The sequence below is a fragment of the Halanaerobium sp. MA284_MarDTE_T2 genome (genome assembly GCF_003337245.1).
Lineage (GTDB): Bacteria > Bacillota > Halanaerobiia > Halanaerobiales > Halanaerobiaceae > QPJE01.
Genome location: NZ_QPJE01000033.1, coordinates 1 through 20280, shown reverse-complemented (window position 1 = coordinate 20280; position 20280 = coordinate 1). Strand labels below are relative to the sequence as shown.

Annotated in this window: 19 protein-coding genes and 1 riboswitch; of the genes, 12 read left to right on the top strand and 7 right to left on the bottom strand. The window is 33.1% G+C overall.

Annotated features, from left to right (window positions below):
- Nucleotides 1–509: 509 nt before the first annotated feature.
- From gyrA to dnaA, 7 genes are all read right to left on the bottom strand, one after another.
- On the bottom strand, nucleotides 510–2972 hold the full coding sequence (gene gyrA / locus DFR78_RS10610; RefSeq protein ID WP_233487052.1) for a DNA gyrase subunit A: 2463 nt from the start codon (nucleotides 2970–2972) through the stop codon (nucleotides 510–512).
- A gap of 80 nt (nucleotides 2973–3052) precedes the next feature.
- The gene (gyrB, locus tag DFR78_RS10605) at nucleotides 3053–4969 is read right to left on the bottom strand and encodes a DNA topoisomerase (ATP-hydrolyzing) subunit B (protein ID WP_369834970.1); all 1917 of its coding nucleotides are present in this window, start codon (nucleotides 4967–4969) and stop codon (nucleotides 3053–3055) included.
- 5 nt (nucleotides 4970–4974) lie between these two features.
- Nucleotides 4975–5235 (bottom strand): extracellular matrix regulator RemB, encoded by a 261-nt coding sequence (gene remB, locus DFR78_RS10600; protein ID WP_114458816.1) that lies wholly within the window; start codon nucleotides 5233–5235, stop codon nucleotides 4975–4977.
- Nucleotides 5236–5244: 9 nt separating this feature from the next.
- Nucleotides 5245–6369 carry a DNA replication/repair protein RecF gene (gene recF, locus DFR78_RS10595; RefSeq protein WP_114458815.1) on the bottom strand — a complete coding sequence of 375 codons (1125 nt, stop codon included), beginning with the start codon at nucleotides 6367–6369 and terminating at the stop codon, nucleotides 5245–5247.
- Nucleotides 6370–6371: 2 nt separating this feature from the next.
- On the bottom strand, nucleotides 6372–6590 hold the full coding sequence (locus tag DFR78_RS10590; RefSeq protein WP_114458814.1) for an RNA-binding S4 domain-containing protein: 219 nt from the start codon (nucleotides 6588–6590) through the stop codon (nucleotides 6372–6374).
- Between the two features lie 13 nt (nucleotides 6591–6603).
- The gene (dnaN, locus tag DFR78_RS10585) at nucleotides 6604–7710 is read right to left on the bottom strand and encodes a DNA polymerase III subunit beta (RefSeq protein ID WP_114458813.1); all 1107 of its coding nucleotides are present in this window, start codon (nucleotides 7708–7710) and stop codon (nucleotides 6604–6606) included.
- Nucleotides 7711–7967: 257 nt separating this feature from the next.
- Entirely contained in the window at nucleotides 7968–9365 is a 1398-nt protein-coding gene (gene dnaA / locus DFR78_RS10580) for a chromosomal replication initiator protein DnaA (RefSeq protein WP_114458812.1), read from the bottom strand.
- Nucleotides 9366–9910: 545 nt separating this feature from the next.
- On the opposite strand from dnaA, the gene rnpA reads away from it, so the two are divergent.
- The 12 genes from rnpA (at nucleotide 9911) to DFR78_RS10520 (ending at nucleotide 19865) form a co-directional block, all read left to right on the top strand.
- The gene (rnpA, locus tag DFR78_RS10575) at nucleotides 9911–10240 is read left to right on the top strand and encodes a ribonuclease P protein component (RefSeq protein WP_114458811.1); all 330 of its coding nucleotides are present in this window, start codon (nucleotides 9911–9913) and stop codon (nucleotides 10238–10240) included.
- A 30-nt stretch (nucleotides 10241–10270) separates the two neighbouring features.
- Nucleotides 10271–10480, top strand: coding sequence for a membrane protein insertion efficiency factor YidD (yidD, locus tag DFR78_RS10570; protein ID WP_114458810.1), 210 nt, complete (start codon nucleotides 10271–10273; stop codon nucleotides 10478–10480).
- 14 nt (nucleotides 10481–10494) lie between these two features.
- Nucleotides 10495–11151 carry a YidC/Oxa1 family membrane protein insertase gene (locus DFR78_RS10565; RefSeq protein ID WP_233487051.1) on the top strand — a complete coding sequence of 219 codons (657 nt, stop codon included), beginning with the start codon at nucleotides 10495–10497 and terminating at the stop codon, nucleotides 11149–11151.
- 2 nt (nucleotides 11152–11153) lie between these two features.
- Nucleotides 11154–11795: an RNA-binding cell elongation regulator Jag/EloR gene (gene jag / locus DFR78_RS10560; RefSeq protein WP_114458809.1), complete on the top strand. Its 642-nt coding sequence runs from the start codon at nucleotides 11154–11156 to the stop codon at nucleotides 11793–11795.
- An 80-nt stretch (nucleotides 11796–11875) separates the two neighbouring features.
- Nucleotides 11876–13270 carry a tRNA uridine-5-carboxymethylaminomethyl(34) synthesis GTPase MnmE gene (mnmE, locus tag DFR78_RS10555; protein WP_114458808.1) on the top strand — a complete coding sequence of 465 codons (1395 nt, stop codon included), beginning with the start codon at nucleotides 11876–11878 and terminating at the stop codon, nucleotides 13268–13270.
- Between the two features lie 16 nt (nucleotides 13271–13286).
- Entirely contained in the window at nucleotides 13287–15194 is a 1908-nt protein-coding gene (gene mnmG / locus DFR78_RS10550; RefSeq protein ID WP_114458819.1) for a tRNA uridine-5-carboxymethylaminomethyl(34) synthesis enzyme MnmG, read from the top strand.
- Nucleotides 15181–15912, top strand: coding sequence for a 16S rRNA (guanine(527)-N(7))-methyltransferase RsmG (gene rsmG, locus DFR78_RS10545; RefSeq protein WP_114458807.1), 732 nt, complete (start codon nucleotides 15181–15183; stop codon nucleotides 15910–15912). Before mnmG ends, rsmG begins: the two co-directional genes overlap by 14 nt.
- A 64-nt stretch (nucleotides 15913–15976) precedes the next feature.
- On the top strand, nucleotides 15977–16780 hold the full coding sequence (gene noc, locus DFR78_RS10540) for a nucleoid occlusion protein (protein WP_114458806.1): 804 nt from the start codon (nucleotides 15977–15979) through the stop codon (nucleotides 16778–16780).
- Between the two features lie 30 nt (nucleotides 16781–16810).
- A complete protein-coding gene (locus tag DFR78_RS10535) occupies nucleotides 16811–17572 on the top strand; it encodes a ParA family protein (RefSeq protein WP_114458805.1) in 762 nt (253 codons plus the stop codon).
- The gene (locus tag DFR78_RS10530; protein ID WP_114458804.1) at nucleotides 17562–18410 is read left to right on the top strand and encodes a ParB/RepB/Spo0J family partition protein; all 849 of its coding nucleotides are present in this window, start codon (nucleotides 17562–17564) and stop codon (nucleotides 18408–18410) included. Before DFR78_RS10535 ends, DFR78_RS10530 begins: the two co-directional genes overlap by 11 nt.
- Nucleotides 18411–18458: 48 nt before the next feature.
- On the top strand, nucleotides 18459–19148 hold the full coding sequence (locus DFR78_RS10525) for an NAD-binding protein (protein ID WP_114458803.1): 690 nt from the start codon (nucleotides 18459–18461) through the stop codon (nucleotides 19146–19148).
- A 30-nt stretch (nucleotides 19149–19178) separates the two neighbouring features.
- Complete coding sequence (locus DFR78_RS10520) at nucleotides 19179–19865, top strand: DUF554 domain-containing protein (RefSeq protein ID WP_114458802.1); 687 nt, start codon at nucleotides 19179–19181, stop codon at nucleotides 19863–19865.
- 183 nt (nucleotides 19866–20048) lie between these two features.
- A riboswitch (glycine riboswitch) is annotated at nucleotides 20049–20136 on the top strand.
- Nucleotides 20137–20280: the final 144 nt, after the last annotated feature.

Sequence of the window (20280 nt, the reverse complement as noted above, 5' to 3'; positions counted from 1 at the left end):
CGTCGCGCACCTTCTTCTATAGTACAAAATGGATGGTGCCTTGCTAGGACATTGAGTCCGTCGCGCACCTTCTTCTATAGTACAAAATGGATGGTGCCTTGCTAGGACATTGAGTCCGTCGCGCACCTTCTTCTATAGTACAAAATGGATGGTGCCTTGCTAGGACATTGAGTCCGTCGCGCACCTTCTTCTATAGTACAAAATGGATGGTGCCTTGCTAGGACATTGAGTCCTTTTTTGTCACCTGTTTTTCTCGGCGACATTTAATATCATATCAATATCACTAAACTTTGTCAAGAACTTTTTAAAAAACTTTTTTATAGATTTTTTTATATTCTCTTTGTAAAAAATGATCTTTAAAAAATGCACTTTTTAGTGCAACGATTGCTATCTTATCAATACTTATTATATTTGTCAAGGAAAATTAGTTCTCTTAAAGTTTAAAATTAAAACTCCAAGAGAACTATAATTAAATCTAATTATTAAGCTATATTTTTAATCATATTATATTATTCTTCTACATTTTTTTCTTTTTTATCTTTATCCTTTTTCTGTAATTTAATATCAGAATTACCATCTTCATTATCTTCACTTAATTCATTTTCTGGCTCTATTTTTGCAACAGATACTACTTTATCTCCTTCTTTTACATCAATTATCTTAACACCCATAGTATTTCTTCCAGTAGTAGATATTTCATTGACATTAACTCTAATAACTATTCCCTGTAAAGTAATAATCATTAATTCCATATCTTTATCCACTATTTTTGCATCTGCTAATTTACCATTTTTCTCTGTTATTTTTGCAGTTATAAGACCTTTTCCACTTCTGCTCTGTAATCGATATTCATCCAATTTAGTTCTCTTTCCAAAACCATTTTCAGTAATAATTAAAACTTCTTCTCCAGCAGAATCCAAACCTAAATTTATTACATAATCATCTTCATCTAAATCTATACCTTTTACACCAAAAGAATTTCTTCCAACCGGACGAACATCTTCTTCACTAAAATGAATAGCTTTACCATTATGAGTTATTAAAATAATTTTTTCTTTACCATCTGTATATTTTACACCAATTAATTCATCATCTTCTCTTAAATTAATACCTATCAATCCAGTATAATTGGTATCATATTCTTCTAAAGATGTCTTTTTTATAATTCCATTTTTAGTGGCCATTATAAGATAACCATCTTCAGGAAATTTTTTAATTGGTATAACAGCAGTAACTCTTTCATCTTCCTGTAATTCCAGCAGATTGACTATAGCAGTACCTCTGGCCTGCCTGCCTGCTTCGGGTATTTCAAAACCTTTCATTCTATAAACTCTACCCTGGTTAGTAAAAAATAAAAACTTATAGTGTGTTGTAGTGGTAAATATATTTTCTACAAAATCTCCTTCTTTTGTATTTATACCTATTACTCCTTTTCCACCCCTGCGCTGGCTTCTGTAGCTGTCAACAGGCATTCTCTTTATATAACCCTGGTGTGTCATAGTTATTACAATATTTTCTTCTTCAATTAAATCTTCTATTTCAAGATCTGTGACTCTCTCATGAATAGAAGTTCTTCTGTCATCATTATATTTTTTCTTAATTTCTAGTATTTCTTCTTTAATAATTTCAAGCAATTTTTCTTCATCTGTAAGTATGGAACGATAATATGCTATTTTTTTCTGTAAATCAGCATATTCTTCTTCAATTTTATCTCTTTCTAAACCTGTCAAACTCTGCAGCCTCATTCTCAGTATAGCATCTGCCTGGGTCTCTGATAAATTATAATTTTCCATTAAATTAATACGGGCATTATTTACATCTTCAGCATTTTTTATCATTTCTACAATTTCATCTATATTTGCTAAAGCTATCCTATACCCTTCTAATATATGTGCTCTATCTAAAGCTTTATCAAGATCGTATTGGGTTCTTCTTCTGACTACCTCTTTTTGATGTTCAATATAATGTTCAAGTATATCTTTTAAAGATAATACTTTTGGTTCATTATCCACCAGAGCAATCATTATTACACTAAAAGTAACCTGAAGTCTGGAATGTTTATAAAGCTGATTTAATACAACTTCCGGAGTAGCTTCTTTTTTAAGTTCAATTACTATCCTCATTCCATCTCTATCAGATTCATCTCTTATATCTGAAATAGCATCAATTTTTTCATTTTTTACAAGATCTGCAATTTTTTTGATCAAACGAGCTTTATTTACCTGATAGGGAAGTTCATCTACAATAATCTGTTTTCTATTAGCTGACATATCTTCAACTCTCGTTTTTGCCCTAACAGTTAATTTACCGCGCCCATTTTTATAAGCTTTATAGATACTTCCTTTCCCCATAATCTGTCCACCTGTTGGAAAATCAGGTCCTTTAATAATTTTCATCAATTCTTTTACAGAAATATCAGGATTTTCTATTATTTTAATTACTCCATCTATAACTTCACCAAGATTATGTGGTGGAATACTTGTTGACATACCTACTGCAATACCGGAAGCTCCATTAACAAGTAAATTTGGAAATCTTGCTGGTAAAACTTTAGGCTCTTCCAATGATTCATCAAAATTTGGTATAAAATTTACAGTATTTTTATTAATATCAGTTAATAGTTCTGAAGTAATAGAAGCCATCCTGGCCTCAGTATAACGCATAGCGGCTGCAGAATCACCATCGATAGAACCAAAATTACCATGTCCATCAACCAGAGGATACCTGTAAGAAAAATTTTGAGCCATTCTAACCATAGTATCATATACGGCTGTATCTCCATGTGGATGATACTTACCAAGTACTTCTCCAACTATACGTGCAGACTTTTTATGCGGTTTATTTGAAGTCATTCCCAGATCATTTAATGCAAATAATATTCTCCTGTGAACAGGCTTTAATCCATCTCTAACATCAGGGAGAGCTCTCCCCACAATTACACTCATAGAATAATCAAGATAAGATGTTCGCATTTCCTCATCTATATCAATTTTCTTTACTCTTGCTGCTTTTTGTTCCAAAATCTTTCACCAGCCTTTATCTTTTAGTAAAATTAAATATCCAGATTTTTTACTTCACGGGCATGTTCTTGAATAAATTCACGTCTTGGAGCTACTTTATCTCCCATAAGAATAGAAAAAGTCTCATCAGCTATAATAGCATCTTCAATACTAACCTGGAGCAGTATTCTATTTTGGGGATTCATAGTTGTATCCCATAACTGATCAGGATTCATCTCACCAAGACCTTTATATCTCTGCAGGGAAATTCTATCTCTTCCCATATCATCAAGAAGTTCCTGTAAAGATTTATCATTATACACATATTCTTCCCTTCTACCCTTTTTAACTTTATATAAAGGTGGCTGTGCTATGTATATATTGCCATTTTCTAATAGCGGCCTCATATAACGGTAGAAAAAAGTAAGTAATAAAGTCCTAATATGAGCACCATCAACATCTGCATCAGTCATAATTATTATTCTATCATAACGTAAATTATCTAAATCAAACTCCTCTCCTACACCTGTACCAATTGCAGTAATAAGAGCTCTAATTTCATCATTATTTAAAATTTTATTTAGCCGTGATTTTTCAACATTTAGAATTTTTCCCTTTAATGGTAATATAGCCTGAAATTCTCTATCTCTTCCCTGTTTGGCAGATCCACCTGCAGAATCACCCTCAACTATATATACTTCAGTATCATCAGCTTTACGCCGTGAACAATCTGCCAGTTTACCGGGGAGTGCTGTAGAAGTTAAAGCTGTTTTTCTTCTCGTCAAATCTCGTGCTTTGCGTGCTGCTTTTCTAGCCTGAGCAGCATTCTGAGCTTTATTTATAATTATTTTAGCAATTTTTGGATTTTCTTCTAAAAATGTCTTTAAAAAACCTGAAACAGCAGAATCCACAAAACCTCTAATTTCACTATTTCCAAGCTTGGTTTTAGTCTGCCCTTCAAACTGAGGATCAGCTAATTTAACACTTATAATTGCTGTTATACCTTCTCTAATATCCTCACCTTTTAGATTATCATCATTTTCTTTTAAAATTTCTTTACTTCGAGCATAGTCATTAACTGTTCTGGTCAGAGCAGATTTAAATCCACTTAAATGTGTTCCACCCTCTTTTGTATTAATATTATTTGCAAAAGTATAAATAGAACTATTATATCCATTATGATATTGTATTGCAACTTCTAAAGAACATTCTTCTCCTTCTTCTTCAATATATATAGGATCTGTAAAAAGAGTTTTTTTATTTTTATTTAAATATTTAACAAAAGAAATTAAACCACCATTATAGCAGAACTCATCTTCTTTAACTTCTTCTGCTCTGGAATCTGTAATTCTTATTTTAACACCTTTATTTAAAAAGGCCATTTCTTTTAAACGCTGGGCCAACACCCTGTAGTTAAACTCTATTTCCTCAAAAATTTCTGGATCAGGCTTAAATTCTATCATTGTACCTGTACAGCTGCTGTCACAACTTCCAATTGTCTGAAGATCATAAACAGGAATACCTCTTTCATACTTTTGTTTATAAACTTTTCCATCTTTCCAGGAAATCTCTATCTCCATCCATTCAGATAATGCATTTACAACTGAAACACCAACACCGTGCAGACCTCCAGAAACCTTATATCCTTCTCCGCCAAATTTTCCTCCAGCATGAAGGGTAGTCATAACCACTTCAACCGCAGGTTTATCAACCTGAGGATGAATTTCAACAGGAATTCCCCGTCCATCATCTCTAACCTTAACAATATTTCCTGGTTTAATTTCGACTTCAATTTCACTGCAGTAACCTGCCATTGCTTCATCTATACTGTTATCTATAACCTCATATACCAGGTGATGAAGTCCTTCACTGCTGGTAGAACCAATATACATACCGGGTCTTTTCCTAACAGCTTCCAGACCTTCTAATACCTGAATATTTTCAGCTTCATATGTTCTTTTCTCATTAATATCCATCAATATCCCCCATTTTCTTCAATAAACTTATCTACCCTGCTTGCTAGTGTTTTAGATGAGATCATTGAAAGATAAATAGTCTCTCCAGTCAACACAAAAGAACGGGGATTCCCCCCCGAATAATCAACAATAAATCCTTCTTCATCAGAAATATGCATAAATTCTTTTGTAATATCTGAAGTAGTTGTTTTTTCTAAATCACCAATTAGTACTACTTCTTCTGATAAAATCATATTACCACCACCAAGATGTAAAAACATGTGATAAATTCACCTTCTTTCTGTAATTCTCCCCTGATTAACTTCATAAATATTATAGGAGTTATTACGCAAACCTGATAAATTTTCTTCATCTGTTGCTGTAATAATAGTTTGTATATTATCTGCTATAACTTTAAGCAGTGTTTCTCTTCTGGAACTATCAAGTTCAGAAAATACATCATCAAGCAGCAAAACCGGATATTCACCTGTTTCAGATTTCATAAATTCCAGTTCTGCTAGTTTTAAGGACAGCGCGGCAGTCCTCTGCTGTCCCTGTGAACCATATTTTCTCAATTCTTTTTCATTTAATTTTAGAATAAGATCATCTCTGTGTGGACCTACTACTGTATAACCTCTATTTATCTCCTGTTCTCTATTTTTTAATAAATTTTCTGCAAAAAGTTTTTTTAATTCTGCTTCTCCAAGTTTTCTAGAAAACCCTTTCAAACTAATATCATATTCTAATTTTAAATCTTCACTTCCCTTAGTGATCTGCCTTTGAGCAAGCCGTGCCAGAATTTTTAGTTTATCAATAACTTCTAACCTTTTGAGAATAATTTTACTTCCAATTTCAGAAAGTTGACTGTCCCAGATTGAAAGCATATCTCCTTCTGAAGATTGATTTTTATTTTGAATAGATTTTAACAAATTATTTCTCTGCTTTAATATATGATTATATTTTCCCATAAGATGATGATAATATCTGCTTACCTGAGAAATCTCCAAATCAATAAAATTTCTTCTGTGTGAAGGGCCTTCTTTAACAATTTTTAAATCTTCTGGAGAAAAAAGAACAACATTAAGATAACCCATAATTTCATTTATTTTAGAAAGTGGATTATCATTTAATTCAACTTTTCTTCCACTGCTGTCAAGCCGCATTGCCAGCTTTATTTTCCCATCTCTTTTACTTAAAATTGCCTGAACAAGTGCCTGATTATATTCCCATTTAATCATCTCAGAATTCACATTTGTTCTGTGAGAATCTGCAGCTGCCAGAATATATATTGCTTCAAGAAAATTTGTTTTTCCCTGCCCATTGGCTCCAAGAAATATATTTAAATTTGGATTTAAATCAAGTATTAACTCATCAAAATTTCTAAAATGACGGCAGAGAATTTTTTTTAGATACATGTTTAGCCTCTACTCACTAAAAATTTTTTTTCATCAGGTAAAAAAGTAACTTCATCACCAGGTACTAAAGTTCTACCTCTCTTCTTTTCTATTTCTCCATTAACCTCAATTTCTCCTGCCTGAATAAAGTTTTTAGCTTCTCCACCTGTCATAACTATATTAGACCATTTCAAAAACTGATCCAGTTTAATCGATTCAGTATTTATTTTTACCCTTTCCACGAATATCACCCCTTTAAGACTGTGACCTAACAGGCATAATTAAATAAATAAATTTATCCTGTTCAGATTTTATAACCAGAGGATTAAGTGGTCCGATCATTTCAAACTTAACCTCTTCTTCATCTAATACTTTTAGAACATCAAGTAAATATCCAGCATCTATATTTATATTTTGTTCATTTCCATTCATTTCTATTTTTACTTCTTCATGTGCATATCCAGAACTTCCTTCAATGGAATCAATTTCCAGCATATTATTAACTGCCTTCAATTTTATTATATTTGCATCCAGTCTTGCAATTAAAGAGGCTCTTTTTACAGCTTTATAAAGTCTGGATAAATCTGCATAAAACTCAGAATTAAATTCATCAGGTATAACTAATTCATAATTTGGAAATTCACCTTCGATTAATCTAGATATAAATACAATTCCATTAAATTTAAATTTAACATAATTTTCGTCTATCACAATTTCAGCAGAACCTTCTTCTTTTAGCAGGCTGTTTAATTCCTGAAGTGTACTGCCTGGAAGAATAACCTCAACATTTTTGTCTATATTTGTCTTCATATCTGCTTCAATATAGGATAATCTATATGTATTTGTAGATATCATTCTTACTTCTTCCGGCTTTATAACAAATAAAGCACCAGTTAAAACTGGCTGTGTTTCATCACTTGAAGTAGAAATTATTACCTTTTCTATCATATTTTTTAATTTAACAGCAGGAAAATTAAATTCTGCATTTTTATTTACTTCAGGTAAATTAGGAAATTCATCCGGATCATAACCATTAATTTTAAATAAAGAACTTAAACACTTAATTTCTGCCTGCCATTTATCTTTGTTTAAATTAAAATAAATTTCTTCATCAGGTAATTCTCTAACAATATTTAACAGCTGACTTGCCGGCAGTACAATTGATCCTTCTTTTTCTATATCAGCCATTATCCTGTATTCTATTCCCAGCTCAAGATCTGTTGCTTTCAAAATTAATCCATTATTAGAAACTGCTTTTATATGTACACCTGTAAGAATTGGAAGAGTTTTGCTTGTAGCTACAGCTTGCCGCACAATATTTAACCCATTATAAAGATCTTTTTGATTAACTTTAAATTTCAAATTTAATCCCTCCAGTTTTTAGTTATCCACAAAAATAAATTTTTAAATTATAGTTAATTTATATATAAAACTAGTAGTAATAGTAGTAGGGGCTGTTGATATGTGGAAAACCCTTAACAGCATTACAGTTTAGTAATTATACCTGTAGATAAAATGTTGATTATAAGATGCAAAGTTATCCACATACTAACAGTTTAAATTTATTAACAATTTATCAACAGGAACCTTAATAACTATCCACATATTTTGTTGATAATTTATCCGTGTTTAATTTCATCTATCAAACGATCAATTTTATTTTTAAAATCCAGTTCATTTTCCATTTTTTCCTTAATTTTATTATGAGCGTGAATAACAGTTGTATGATCTCTGCCTCCAAATTCATCTCCTATATGGGGAAGAGAAAAATCGGTTAGTTCTCTGGAAAGATACATTGCTATCTGTCGGGGAAAGGCAATATTCTGAGTTCTTTTTTTAGATTCCATATCTTCCATTTTTAAATTATAATTTTCAGTAATTATTTTTTTAATTCTTTCTATATTAACTTCTATATGTTTTTCTTGATTTTTATTAACCAGATCTTTCAGAGCTTCCCTGGCAAGATCTACATCTACTTCCCTGTCTACAAGTGAAGAATAGGCAATAACTTTGATAAGAGCACCTTCTAATTCCCTAATATTTGACTGAATTTTATTTGCTATATAAATAACTACTTCATTGGGAATTGTAAGATTTTCTATATCTGCTTTTTTTCTTAAAATAGCTATTCTTGTTTCCAAATCAGGTTTTTGAATATCTGTAATAAGTCCCCATTCAAAGCGGGATCTCAATCTTTCTTCAAGGGTAGGTATTTCTTTAGGAGGTCTATCACTTGATATAATAAGCTGGCGGTTGGATTCATGTAATGTATTAAAAGTATGAAAAAACTCTTCCTGAGTTCTTTCTTTACCGGCTAAAAATTGAATATCATCTACCAGAAGAATATCAATATTTCTGTATTTATCTCTAAAATCTACGGTTCTGTCATCTTTAATAGAGTTAATTAATTCATTTGTAAATGTTTCCGAAGAAACATATACTACTTTATAATCAGGATTATTTTTCAAAATAAAGTGTGCAATTGCCTGCATAAGGTGGGTTTTACCAAGTCCTACATCTCCATAAATAAAGAGAGGATTATAAGCTTTTGCAGGTGCTTCAGCCACAGCCAGTGAAGCAGCATGGGCAAATCTATTGCTGTTACCTACAACAAAGGTTTCAAAAGTATATTTGGGATTAAAACCATTTTGAAGTTCAATTTGAGGGCCTGTTTCAGATTCATTTTTAGAATTTTTTTCCGATTCAATATCAGAAATAACAGTGTTGTCTTCATTTTTCTTAAAATCTTTAACTTCATCTGGTGTTAATAATATAAGGGACCATTTATTTCCAGTCAGTTTAACCAGAATATCTTCAATTAACTCTGTATATTGAGATTCAATCCAGTCCTGTATAAAATTATTAGGAACCTGTAATATTAAGTGACTGTCATTTGTTGTAGTAACCGGTTTTGTTTCCGAGAACCAGGTATTAAAGCTGGGATTACTTAATTGCCCTTTAATAGTTTCAAGAGTTTTTTTCCATATGTGATCAAGTTCTTTTTGCGAAAAAGACATAAAATACCTCCTGTAGTTCATTAAATATATCATTAAAAAAACATAACCATAATTGTGGATAAAATATAGAGTTATCCCCATTCATGTGGATAAATACGGCAGTTATCCACATGAATTTTGATGAATATAGTACTTGTTATGATAGTGAAAATAATAATTATAAATAAAATAACAAAAAAATTTGTGAATAAAAAAGAAAAAGTTATCCACAAAATAATGCAGTTATCAACAATTTGTGGATAAAAAACAGACGTTTTGTGGATAAGTAGGGATAAAATACTAAATTTTTTAGTTTTTGTGGATTAAAAAATTAACAGGCTGTTAATAGATAGTTAACTAATTTGATAAAAAAGTTAAACGGTCTCTTCTAAATAATCAATATAATAATAACAGATTATCAACAATTTATCAACAAAAATAATTTTCGTAATAGTTGTGGATAAGTTAAAAATCCTTGACTCTATTATATAAATAACATATAATTTTAAATGTATAAGTAAAATAAATTGGAATTTTTGTGTACTGTTTTTTTGGGAGGTCTTTTAGTGGAGAGTCTAAAAAAGAATAGAGAGTTTAAAAGAGTTTATAAAAATGGAAAATCATATGCGACCAGAAATCTTGTTATATACTGTCTTCCGACAAAATTAGACAAAAATCGATATGGGTTTTCTGTCAGCAAAAGAGTTGGAAAAGCAGTTATTAGGAACAAAATAAAGAGAAGGCTGAAAGAAATTGTTAGAGAATTTGAAAAACAATATAATTTTAAAGCATATGATATTATTTTTATAGCTCGCAATCCAATTGTAGATCTTGATTTTTATCAGCTTAAAAGAGATGTGCGCCGTTTATATAGAAAATCAGGACTTATTAAATAAATTGGGAAAATATTATTAGGAGGTAGATTTATGCAGAAGATATTGTTAACTCTGATAAATATCTACCAGAAAGTTATCTCTCCCTGGACTCCTAAAAGCTGTCGTTACTACCCCACTTGTTCAGAGTACAGCAGGCGCGCAGTTTTAAAATATGGAGCCCTTAAAGGTGGCTGGATGGGATTGAAGCGTATTCTGCGCTGTCATCCATTTCACTCAGGAGGATATGATCCGGTAGAATAGGAGGAAATTATTTAATGTTCATTTTTAGCTGGTTAAGTGATTTTATGACAAATGCACTAGTGTTTATCCACAGTCTGGTAGGCAATTATGGTCTGGCAATTATAATTTTTACTTTAATTATCAAGATATTGCTTTATCCATTAACTGCAAAACAGACCAGATCAATGAAGGAAATGCAGGAACTGCAACCTGAAATTAAAAAAATTCAGAACAAGTATAAAGATAATAAAGAAAAGCAGCAGGAAGAGATGATGGATCTTTATAAAAAGCATAATATTAATCCTGCAGCAGGATGTCTTCCAATGATTCTGCAGCTTATTATCTTAATACCACTTTATCGTTCTATTTTAGCTATGGGACCAACTATGCAGAGTAGTACATTTCTCTGGATAGGTACTTTAACAAGTGGTTCTTTAGCTGAACCAGATGTTGCTATTGTTATTCTAAATGCTGTTGTAATGATAGGTCAAACATATTTAACTCAAAAAATGTCAGGCAGTGGTCAAAAAGGTAATATGATGATGTGGATTATGCCTCTATTTATCGTATTTATTGGATTTCAACTGCCGGCTGGAGTACTGTTATACTGGTTTACATCTACATTATTTACAGTAGTTCAGCAGTATATTTTGGCCAATGAACCTAGTAAAATTAAGGAGGCCGCAGAATAATCATGGATAATACCAGTATTGTTAAAAAAGCCAAAACTGTCGATGAAGCAGTAGAAAAAGCTTTAAAAGAACTGGGTATTACTAAAGAAAAAGCAGAAATAAAAGTAATTGATGAAGGAAACAGGGGATTGCTGGGGCTGATTGGTGGTAAAGATGCTGTTGTGGAAGTCAGCAAAAAGTTTAATCCTATTGAGGAAGGTAAAAAATTTTTGGAAAAGCTTTTTACTAAAGCCAATCTAGATGTAGAAGTAGAGGTTGTCGAAGAAAAAACAGACGATGAACAGGTTTTGTATAATCTAAAAAGTCCGAAGGAGCTGGGACTTGTAATTGGTCACAGAGGAGAAACGCTGGATGCACTTCAATACATCAGTTCTATAGTAATTAATAAAGAGATGATGGAATATTATAGAATTTTACTTGATGCTGAGGGGTATAGGGATAGAAGAAAAGAAACTCTGGAAAGGCTGGCCAGAAAAATGGCTGATAGAGCTGTTCAAAAAGGCCGAAAAGTAGTTCTGGAGCCGATGCCTCCTCACGAAAGGCGAATTATCCATATGGAATTAAAAGATAATTCCAGAGTTAAATCCTACAGTGAAGGAAAAGAACCGTTTCGCAAAGTAATGATTGAACCGATTAAAGAATAATTGTGATCTGTAGATATGAATTCGATTTCAAACCCAGTGGGATATTTCCTGCTGGGTTAAATTATTCAGGAGGTGTAAAAATGGATATTTTAAGAGAGGATACTATAACAGCTATCGCAACACCTTTTGGGACTGGAGGGACCGGCAAAATACGCATAAGTGGTCCTGATGCTTATAAAATAGGTGATATTCTTTTCAAAAGTGCAAAAAATAATAAAAAAATTTCAGAACAGAAAACATATACTGCTCATTATGGTTATGTAGTAGATCCTAAAAAAAATAAAGTTATAGATGAAGTAGTAGCCTTATTAATGAGGGGTCCTCATTCATTTACAGGAGAAAATGTTTTGGAGTTTGACTGTCATGGTGGTATGACACCATTGAGAAGTGTTCTGGATCTGGTTCTGGAAAATGGTGCCAGACTTGCTGAAAAGGGAGAATTTTCTCGGAGAGCATTTTTGAATGGTCGTATAGATCTGGCTCAGGCAGAAGCAATTATTGAAATAATAAATTCCAAAACAGATAAAGGGATGGATATAGCAGTTGACCAGCTGAATGGAAAACTTTCGGAAAAGGTAGATGAAATAAAAGAAAATGCAGTGGAAATTTTAGCACATCTGGAAGCTGCAATTGATTATCCTGAAGATGAAATAGAAGGTTTTTCTTCAGAAAAACTGGCAGAACGCCTGGATGATATAAAAGAAGAAATTAAAAAACTTCTCGCAACAAGTCAGCAGGGGAAAATATATAAAGAAGGTTTAAAAACAGTTATTGTTGGTAAACCTAATGTAGGAAAATCAAGTCTACTCAATTATTTTTTGCAAGAAAAAAGAGCGATTGTAACAGAAGTTCCTGGCACAACCAGAGATGTAATAGAGGAATATGTTAATTTAAAAGGAATACCTTTAAAGATAATTGATACAGCCGGTATAAGAGAAACTGAAGATGAAGTAGAAAAAATAGGAGTGGAAAGAACACGGCAATCTGTTTCTAAAGCAGACCTTGTACTTTTTATGCTGGATATAAGTCAGGGACTTACGCGGGAAGATAAAGAAATATATAAACTTGTAAAAGAAAAGCCGGTTATAGTAATTGTAAATAAAACAGATTTAAATCCAAAATTAAGCCACATTAATATTGAAAAAGAATTCAGCGAACACAACCTACTCTGGATTTCTCTTTTGGAAGAAGAAGGGCTGGATAATTTAAAAAATGCAATTATGGATGAGGTACTAAAAGATGAGATAGAAGCAGATGCTGATTTAATTATTACCAGAAGCAGACATAAAAATGCTTTAAAAAAAGCATTATCAGCAGTAAAAAGAGTAATTGTTTCACATGAAACAAACTTACCTTATGATTTTTTAACAATAGATTTAAAAGATTGTCTTAATGCTCTGGGAGAAATTACTGGAGAAACAGTAGCTGAAGATATTATTGATAGAATTTTTGAAGATTTTTGTCTTGGCAAATAAAGAAAGGAGAACTTCAATGGATTATCATAAATACCCAACTGAATATGATGTAATAGTAATTGGTGCCGGTCATGCAGGCTGTGAAGCATCTCTTGCTCCAGCCAGAATGGGATTTAAAACCCTGACATTAACAGTGAATTTAGATCATGTTGCTTTTATGCCCTGTAATCCCTCTTTGGGTGGGCCTGGAAAGTCACATATTGTTAGAGAAATAGATGCTTTAGGTGGAGAAATGGCTAAAAATATGGATGAAACTATGATTCAAATAAGAATGCTTAATACAAGTAAAGGACCTGCTGTACATGGACTCAGGGGACAGGCTGATAAAAAAGCATATCATCTGCGCATGAAACAGGTGCTGGAAAATCAGGACAATCTAGATTTAAAACAGCAGATCGCAGAACAAATAGTTGTAGAAGATGGAAAAGTAAAAGGTGTTATAACTAAAACGGGAATCTTTTTTGCTGGAAAAAAAGTTATACTTACAACTGGAACCTTTCTTAAAGGAAGAATTATTATAGGTGATGCTAAATTTAATGCAGGACCAAATCAGCAGTATCCTGCCAATAAATTATCAGAAAATCTAAAAGATCTGAATATTTCTCTTAGGAGGTTTAAAACAGGAACTCCGGCAAGAGTTAGCAAAAGATCACTTGATTTCAGCAAAATGACACCACAGCCTGGTGAGGAGGGACTTTCGTTTTCATATGAATCAGATCCTTTAACCGGAGAACAGGTGATGTGTTATTTAACATATACAACAGAAGCAACACATGAAATTATTAAGAAAAATAAAATGAGAACTCCCTTGTTTAGTGGGGTTATAGAAGGAGTGGGCCCCAGGTACTGCCCTTCAATAGAAGATAAAGTGGTGCGTTTTCCCGATAAGAGGAGGCATCAGCTTTTTATAGAACCAGAAGGACTGGGAACTGATGAATACTATATTTCTGGTTTGTCCACAAGTCTACCTCATGATGTTCAGATAGAAATGATTAGAACAATTCCGGGGATGGAAAAGGCAGAAATTATGAGACCTGGATATGCAATAGAATATGACTGTCTGGATCCAGAAGAGTTAAAACTTGATCTTGAACTAAAAAAAATAAATGGTTTATATGCAGCAGGGCAAATAAATGGGACTTCAGGATATGAAGAAGCAGCCGGACAGGGATTAATAGCCGGTATAAATGCAGCTTTGAGCCTGCAGAATAGAGATCCTGTTATACTAAAAAGATCACAGGCATATATTGGTGTTTTGATAGATGATCTTGTAACTAAGGGAACTCCTGAACCCTATCGTATTATGACTTCGCGTGCAGAATATAGACTTCTTTTGCGCCAGGATAATGCTGATCAGAGGCTGATACCTCTGGGTTATGAAGTGGGGCTTATATCAGAAAAAAGATATCAGAAATTTAAAGAAAAACTGCACAAAATAGAAGAAATTCTGTCATATCTTCGTGATGAAAGCAACCAGGTTAATCCAACACCTGAAGTTTTAGAAAAACTAAAAAAAATTGGAAGTGGTAATTTGAGTAAACCTGTAAAACTGTCAGCACTGCTGAGGAGGCCGGAAATATCTTATGAAGATCTGCGTGAATTTACAGATGATCTGCCGGAAATTCCGGACAGTGTAATAGAACAGATAGAAATTCAGGTCAAATATAAAGGTTATATAGATAGACAGCTTTCTCAGGTTGAGCAGTTCAGAAAAATGGAAGAGAAAAAAATTCCTGAAGATATAGATTACAGCAGTCTGGACAATTTGCGTCTTGAAGCAAGAGAAAAACTAAATAAAGTAAAGCCGCTATCAATAGGTCAGGCTTCGAGAATTTCTGGAGTTTCTCCAGCAGATATTTCGGTTCTTATGATATATTTAGAACAGTTTAATCGGAACAGGAGCAGTGACGATGGAGATAACTAAAGAAAAATTTATAGACAAAGTACGAGGTGGACTCGAAAATTTAAATTTATATTACAGTAAAGAACAGCTGGAACAGCTGTGGGTATATTATAATTTTCTAAAAACTGAAAACAAAAAATACAATCTTACTTCAATCACAGAAGCAGATGCAGTAATAAAAAAACATTTTTTAGATTCACTGGCTCTGCTTCCTCATATTAATACGGAAGAAAAACACCGCTGGCTTGATATAGGGACAGGTGCCGGATTTCCCGGCCTGGTTTTAAAATTATTTTTGCCGGGAGATGGATTTTATTTGATTGATTCATCCAGCAAAAAGGCCAATTTTTTAAATCAGCTCATTTACAGGCTGAATATTAGTGGAGTTGAAGCAACTCACGGTAGAGCTGAAGACTTAGCAGACATTGAAGGCTGGAGAGAATCATTTGATTTTGTTACTTCCAGAGCTGTTGCTCCACTGAATATTTTGCTGGAATATGTACTTCCTTTTGTTAGAAAAGGTGGATATGGATATTTATACAAAGGTCCTGATTATAAAAAAGAAATTAATAAAGCTGATAATGCATTAAAAACTTTAGGGGGAAAAATAGAAAAAATATTAGAGGTTAATGTACCTGGTTTATCTGCAGGAAGATACATTATTGCAGCAAAAAAAATAGGGATTACTGATAAAAAATATCCGCGTAGAGCTGGTATTCCAAAAAAACGCCCTTTATAAAAAAGAAGGATTTTAAACTACAGTAAAGAATAATATAATTGGAGCAGACGGGAGGTAAAGTCATATGAAAATCCCTTTTTTAAGCAGAGATGATGTTCAAGAAAATATTACAAAAATTTCTGTAGATGAAATAGAAACAAATCCTTTTCAGCCGAGAACAGATTTTGATGAAGATGAGATTTTTGAACTGGCGGCTTCCATTGACAGCTACGGAATTATTCAGCCGATAACAGTGAGAAAAACAAAAGAAAAATATCAGCTTATAGCTGGAGAAAGAAGGTTGAGAGCTGCCGTTAAAGCGGGTAAAAAAGAGATTCCCGCTGTAATTAGAGATTTTACCGATCAGGAGATGGCAGAAATTGCTCTTGTGGAAAATCTCCAGAGAAAAGATTTGAATTTTATGGAAGAGGCTTCAGCTTATGCCCGTTTGCTTGATGAATTTAATTTAACACAGCAGGAGCTGGCTGATAAAGTTGGGAAAAGTCAGTCTACAGTTGCAAATAAAGTAAGGCTGCTCAATTTGCCAGAATCTGTTAGGGAAAAGATGAAGATTCCTTTTTTAAGTGAACGTCATGCTAGAGCTTTATTAAAACTTGAATCAGAAAAAGAACAGCTATCTATTTTAAAGGTAGTCACAAAAAAAGAGCTGACAGTAAGAGAAACAGAGCGGTTAATTAAAGATCATCTAAAAAAAGATAAAACAGAAAGAAAAAAGAATATAAAAAGAGTATATTCCGATTTAAGAATTTTTGTAAATTCACTGGAAAAAACTATTTCGGAAATAAAAGATTCTGGAATAAATATTAATGTTGATAAAAAAGAAAATGAAGATTGTATAGAATTTAATATAAAATTGCAGAAAAAATAAAGCAGATGCTGTTTTGAAAGAGGTGTAATAATGGGCAAAAAAATAGCTATTGTTAATCAAAAAGGTGGGGTAGGGAAAAGTACAACAGCTGTTAATCTGGGAGCTTGTCTTGCCGAAAATGGCTGTAAAGTACTGCTGATAGATATTGATCCTCAAGGTAATGCAACAAGTGGGGTAGGTATAGAAAAAAGTACTGCTGAGCTTACTACTTATAATGTTTTAATAGAAGATGTACCTGCAGAAAAGGCTGTTGTAAAAACTGAAACAGAAAATCTACATATAATTCCTGCGAATATTGAACTGGCAGGTGCGGAAATAGAATTAGTTTCAATTATTTCCCGGGAAAGTAAGTTAAAAAATGTCATAAAGCCTATTGTTGACCATTATGATTATATAATAATTGACTGCCCACCATCTCTTGGTCTGCTTACTTTAAATGCACTTACAGCTGCAGATAGTATTATGGTACCTATTCAGTGTGAATATTATGCACTGGAAGGATTAGGTCAGCTTATGCAGACTGTTGAACTTGTGCGGAAAAATTTAAATTCTGATTTGAGAATCGAAGGTGTTGTAATGACAATGTATGATGCTAGAACTAATCTTTCACAGCAGGTGATAAAGGAAGTAAAAGATTATTTTTCAAATCTGGTATTTGAGACAGTAATCCCGCGCAATGTAAGGCTCAGTGAAGCTCCGAGTTTTGGCAAACCCATATTAAGTTACAGTTCCAATTCCAGTGGGGCAGAAGCTTATAGAAATCTTGCAGAGGAAGTGATCAATAATGAGTAAAAAAAGGCTTGGAAAAGGGTTGAGTGCTTTAATAAATGATCAGGATAATATAGATTCCAGCAGTATAGAAAACATATTTATAGAGAATATAGAGCCAAATCCATATCAGCCTAGAAAACATTTTGATGAAAAGTCCATGCTGGAATTAAGTGAATCAATAAAAGAAAAGGGAGTTATTCAGCCTGTAACAGTTCGTAAAATAAAAGCAGAGAAATATCAGCTTGTTGCTGGTGAAAGGCGCTGGAGAGCTGCCAAAAAAGCAGGTCTTGATAAAATACCTGCTGTTGTCAAAAATTTCAGTGATCAAGAAGTTTTAGAAATTGCACTTATAGAAAATATTCAGCGTGAAGATTTAAATCCCATTGAAGAAGCAGAAGCATATAAGCAGATGCTGGATGAATTTAATTTTACTCAGGAAGAGGTGGCGGGAAAAGTCGGCAAAAGCCGCTCTAATATTGCTAATATGGTTAGGCTTTTAAATCTGGCGGATAAAGTTAAAAACCATCTTTCGCGAGGCACAATTTCTGTTGGACATGCCAGAGCTCTGCTGGGTCTGGATGATGAATCTGCTCAGGTTGCTGCCTGTGAAAATATAATTATACAGGATTTAACTGTAAGAGAAACAGAAAATTATGTTGATAAATTAAAAAATCCATCCATTACGAAAAAAAGTAGAAGGAAAGAAAAATTGCCTCAAGAGTGGCAGGAAGCTGCCCGGGTTCTTTCCGAAAAACTGGGCAGCACTGTTAAAATAAAGCAGAAAAAAAGGAATAATTTACTTATGATTGAAATAGATAGTATAGATAAAATTAAGAATATAATCAAAAAACTAAGTTGATTTTTGTTTCACATGAAACATCAACTATAATTTTAAAGAGGTGTAAAAATGTTTATAATTATTGTCGGTGGCGGTAAGCTGGGCAGATATCTCTGTCGAGATCTAATAAATAAAGGTCACCAGGTAGTGGTTGTTGAACAGGATATTGAAAAATCTAATTTAATTTCAAAACAGTATGGAGTTGAAGTGATAAATGGAGATGGTTCAGAAAAAGATGTGCTGAAAAAAGCAGGAGCAGAAGAAGCAGATCTTCTTCTGGCAGCTACCAGAGATGATCAGGATAATATGGTTATCTGTCAGCTGGCTGAAAGGCAGTTTGATATTAAGCGTACGCTGACAACTGTAAATAATCCCGGTAATGAAAAACTGTTTAACTGGCTTGGAGTTAATGTTGCAGTAAGCAGTGCTTCTATTTTAACAGCACTGGTTGATCAGGAAGAAATTCTTGAAGAAATGTACGAAAACTTTTTAAATGAAGATGATGAGATGAAGATGATTAGATTAACTGTTAGAGACACAGCACCGGCTAAAGGCATGCTTATTAGGGAACTGGATCTACCTTTAGAATCGGTAATAGTGACAATCTTAAGGGGAGAAAAGCCCATAGTTCCTAGAGGAAATACTTATATAAAAAATGGAGATCTACTTATGATTCTGACCAAAAATGAATTTGTAGAAGAATTAACGACAATGTTCTGTCCTAAAAAAGTAAATGAAAAAGAAGAAACAGTGGTATAAATATACAGCAGTGAGCAGGTAGGTGTTAATATGGTAGGTACACTTGTTAATGTGGCGGCTATTCTGGCCGGCAGCACAGTAGGTATTATATTTCGTGGGCGCTTTCCGAAAAAAATCCAGAATACAGTAATAGATGGGATCTGTTTGGCTGTTCTTTTGATAGGTTTTCAAATGGCCTTTAGTATAGATAAATCAATAGATACTTTACTTGTTATTTTTAGTCTTGTTATCGGGGGTATAATTGGAGAAATATTTGCTTTAGAGGATAAACTTAATCAGTTTGGAGAAAAATTAAAACATCGATTCGGTGGTAAGGATGATCTTTTTGTACAGGGATTTGTGCAGGCAAGTTTAATTTTTTGTGTGGGAGCTATGGCAATTATGGGATCAATTCAGGATGGACTTAATGGAGATCCCAGTATTTTATTTACAAAATCACTCCTGGATGGAACGACCTCTATTGCTTTTGCAGCTACAACCGGAATAGGGGTGGCTTTTTCTGCTCTGCCTGTTTTAATATATCAGGGCGGCATAACTCTAGCTGCTTCATATGCAGAAAAAATACTGACAGCAGATATGATACGTATAATGACATCTGCTGGAGGACTTTTAATTGTTGCTATTGGGTTAAATATGCTGGGTGCTGTAAAAATAAAGGCTGGTAATTTACTACCTTCACTTGCAGTTGCGGTTATTCTTGCTGGTATATTTTTTTGATAACAGTGAGTACATAGAAGTGTAAAAATAGAGAAAAAATTAAGTATATTGGCTGGCTGAAAAACAAAAGCGATAAATAATGAAAAATTAAAAAAACTTTGTGATAAAAATAATTTTTAGAAAATTTTGCAATATTTTAAATAATAAGTTATAATAAAATTGAAATGAACAGAATACACTCGGTTGAAACTCAGGTGAGAGTCCTTAAAAAGGCGCCGAAGGAGCAAGGGAAAATCCCGAAACTCTCAGGTACAAAGAATCTGAGTGGACGAAACTCTGGACAGTACATGAACAGAGAGGCGGTTTTTTATCCGACTCTCTGTTTTTTGTGTGCTCCGTAAATTATTCTGATAATAGGTGAAAGTCCTATCTATGTTGTGGCATGTATCATGTAGAAGTCAACAGTGACAGGGTG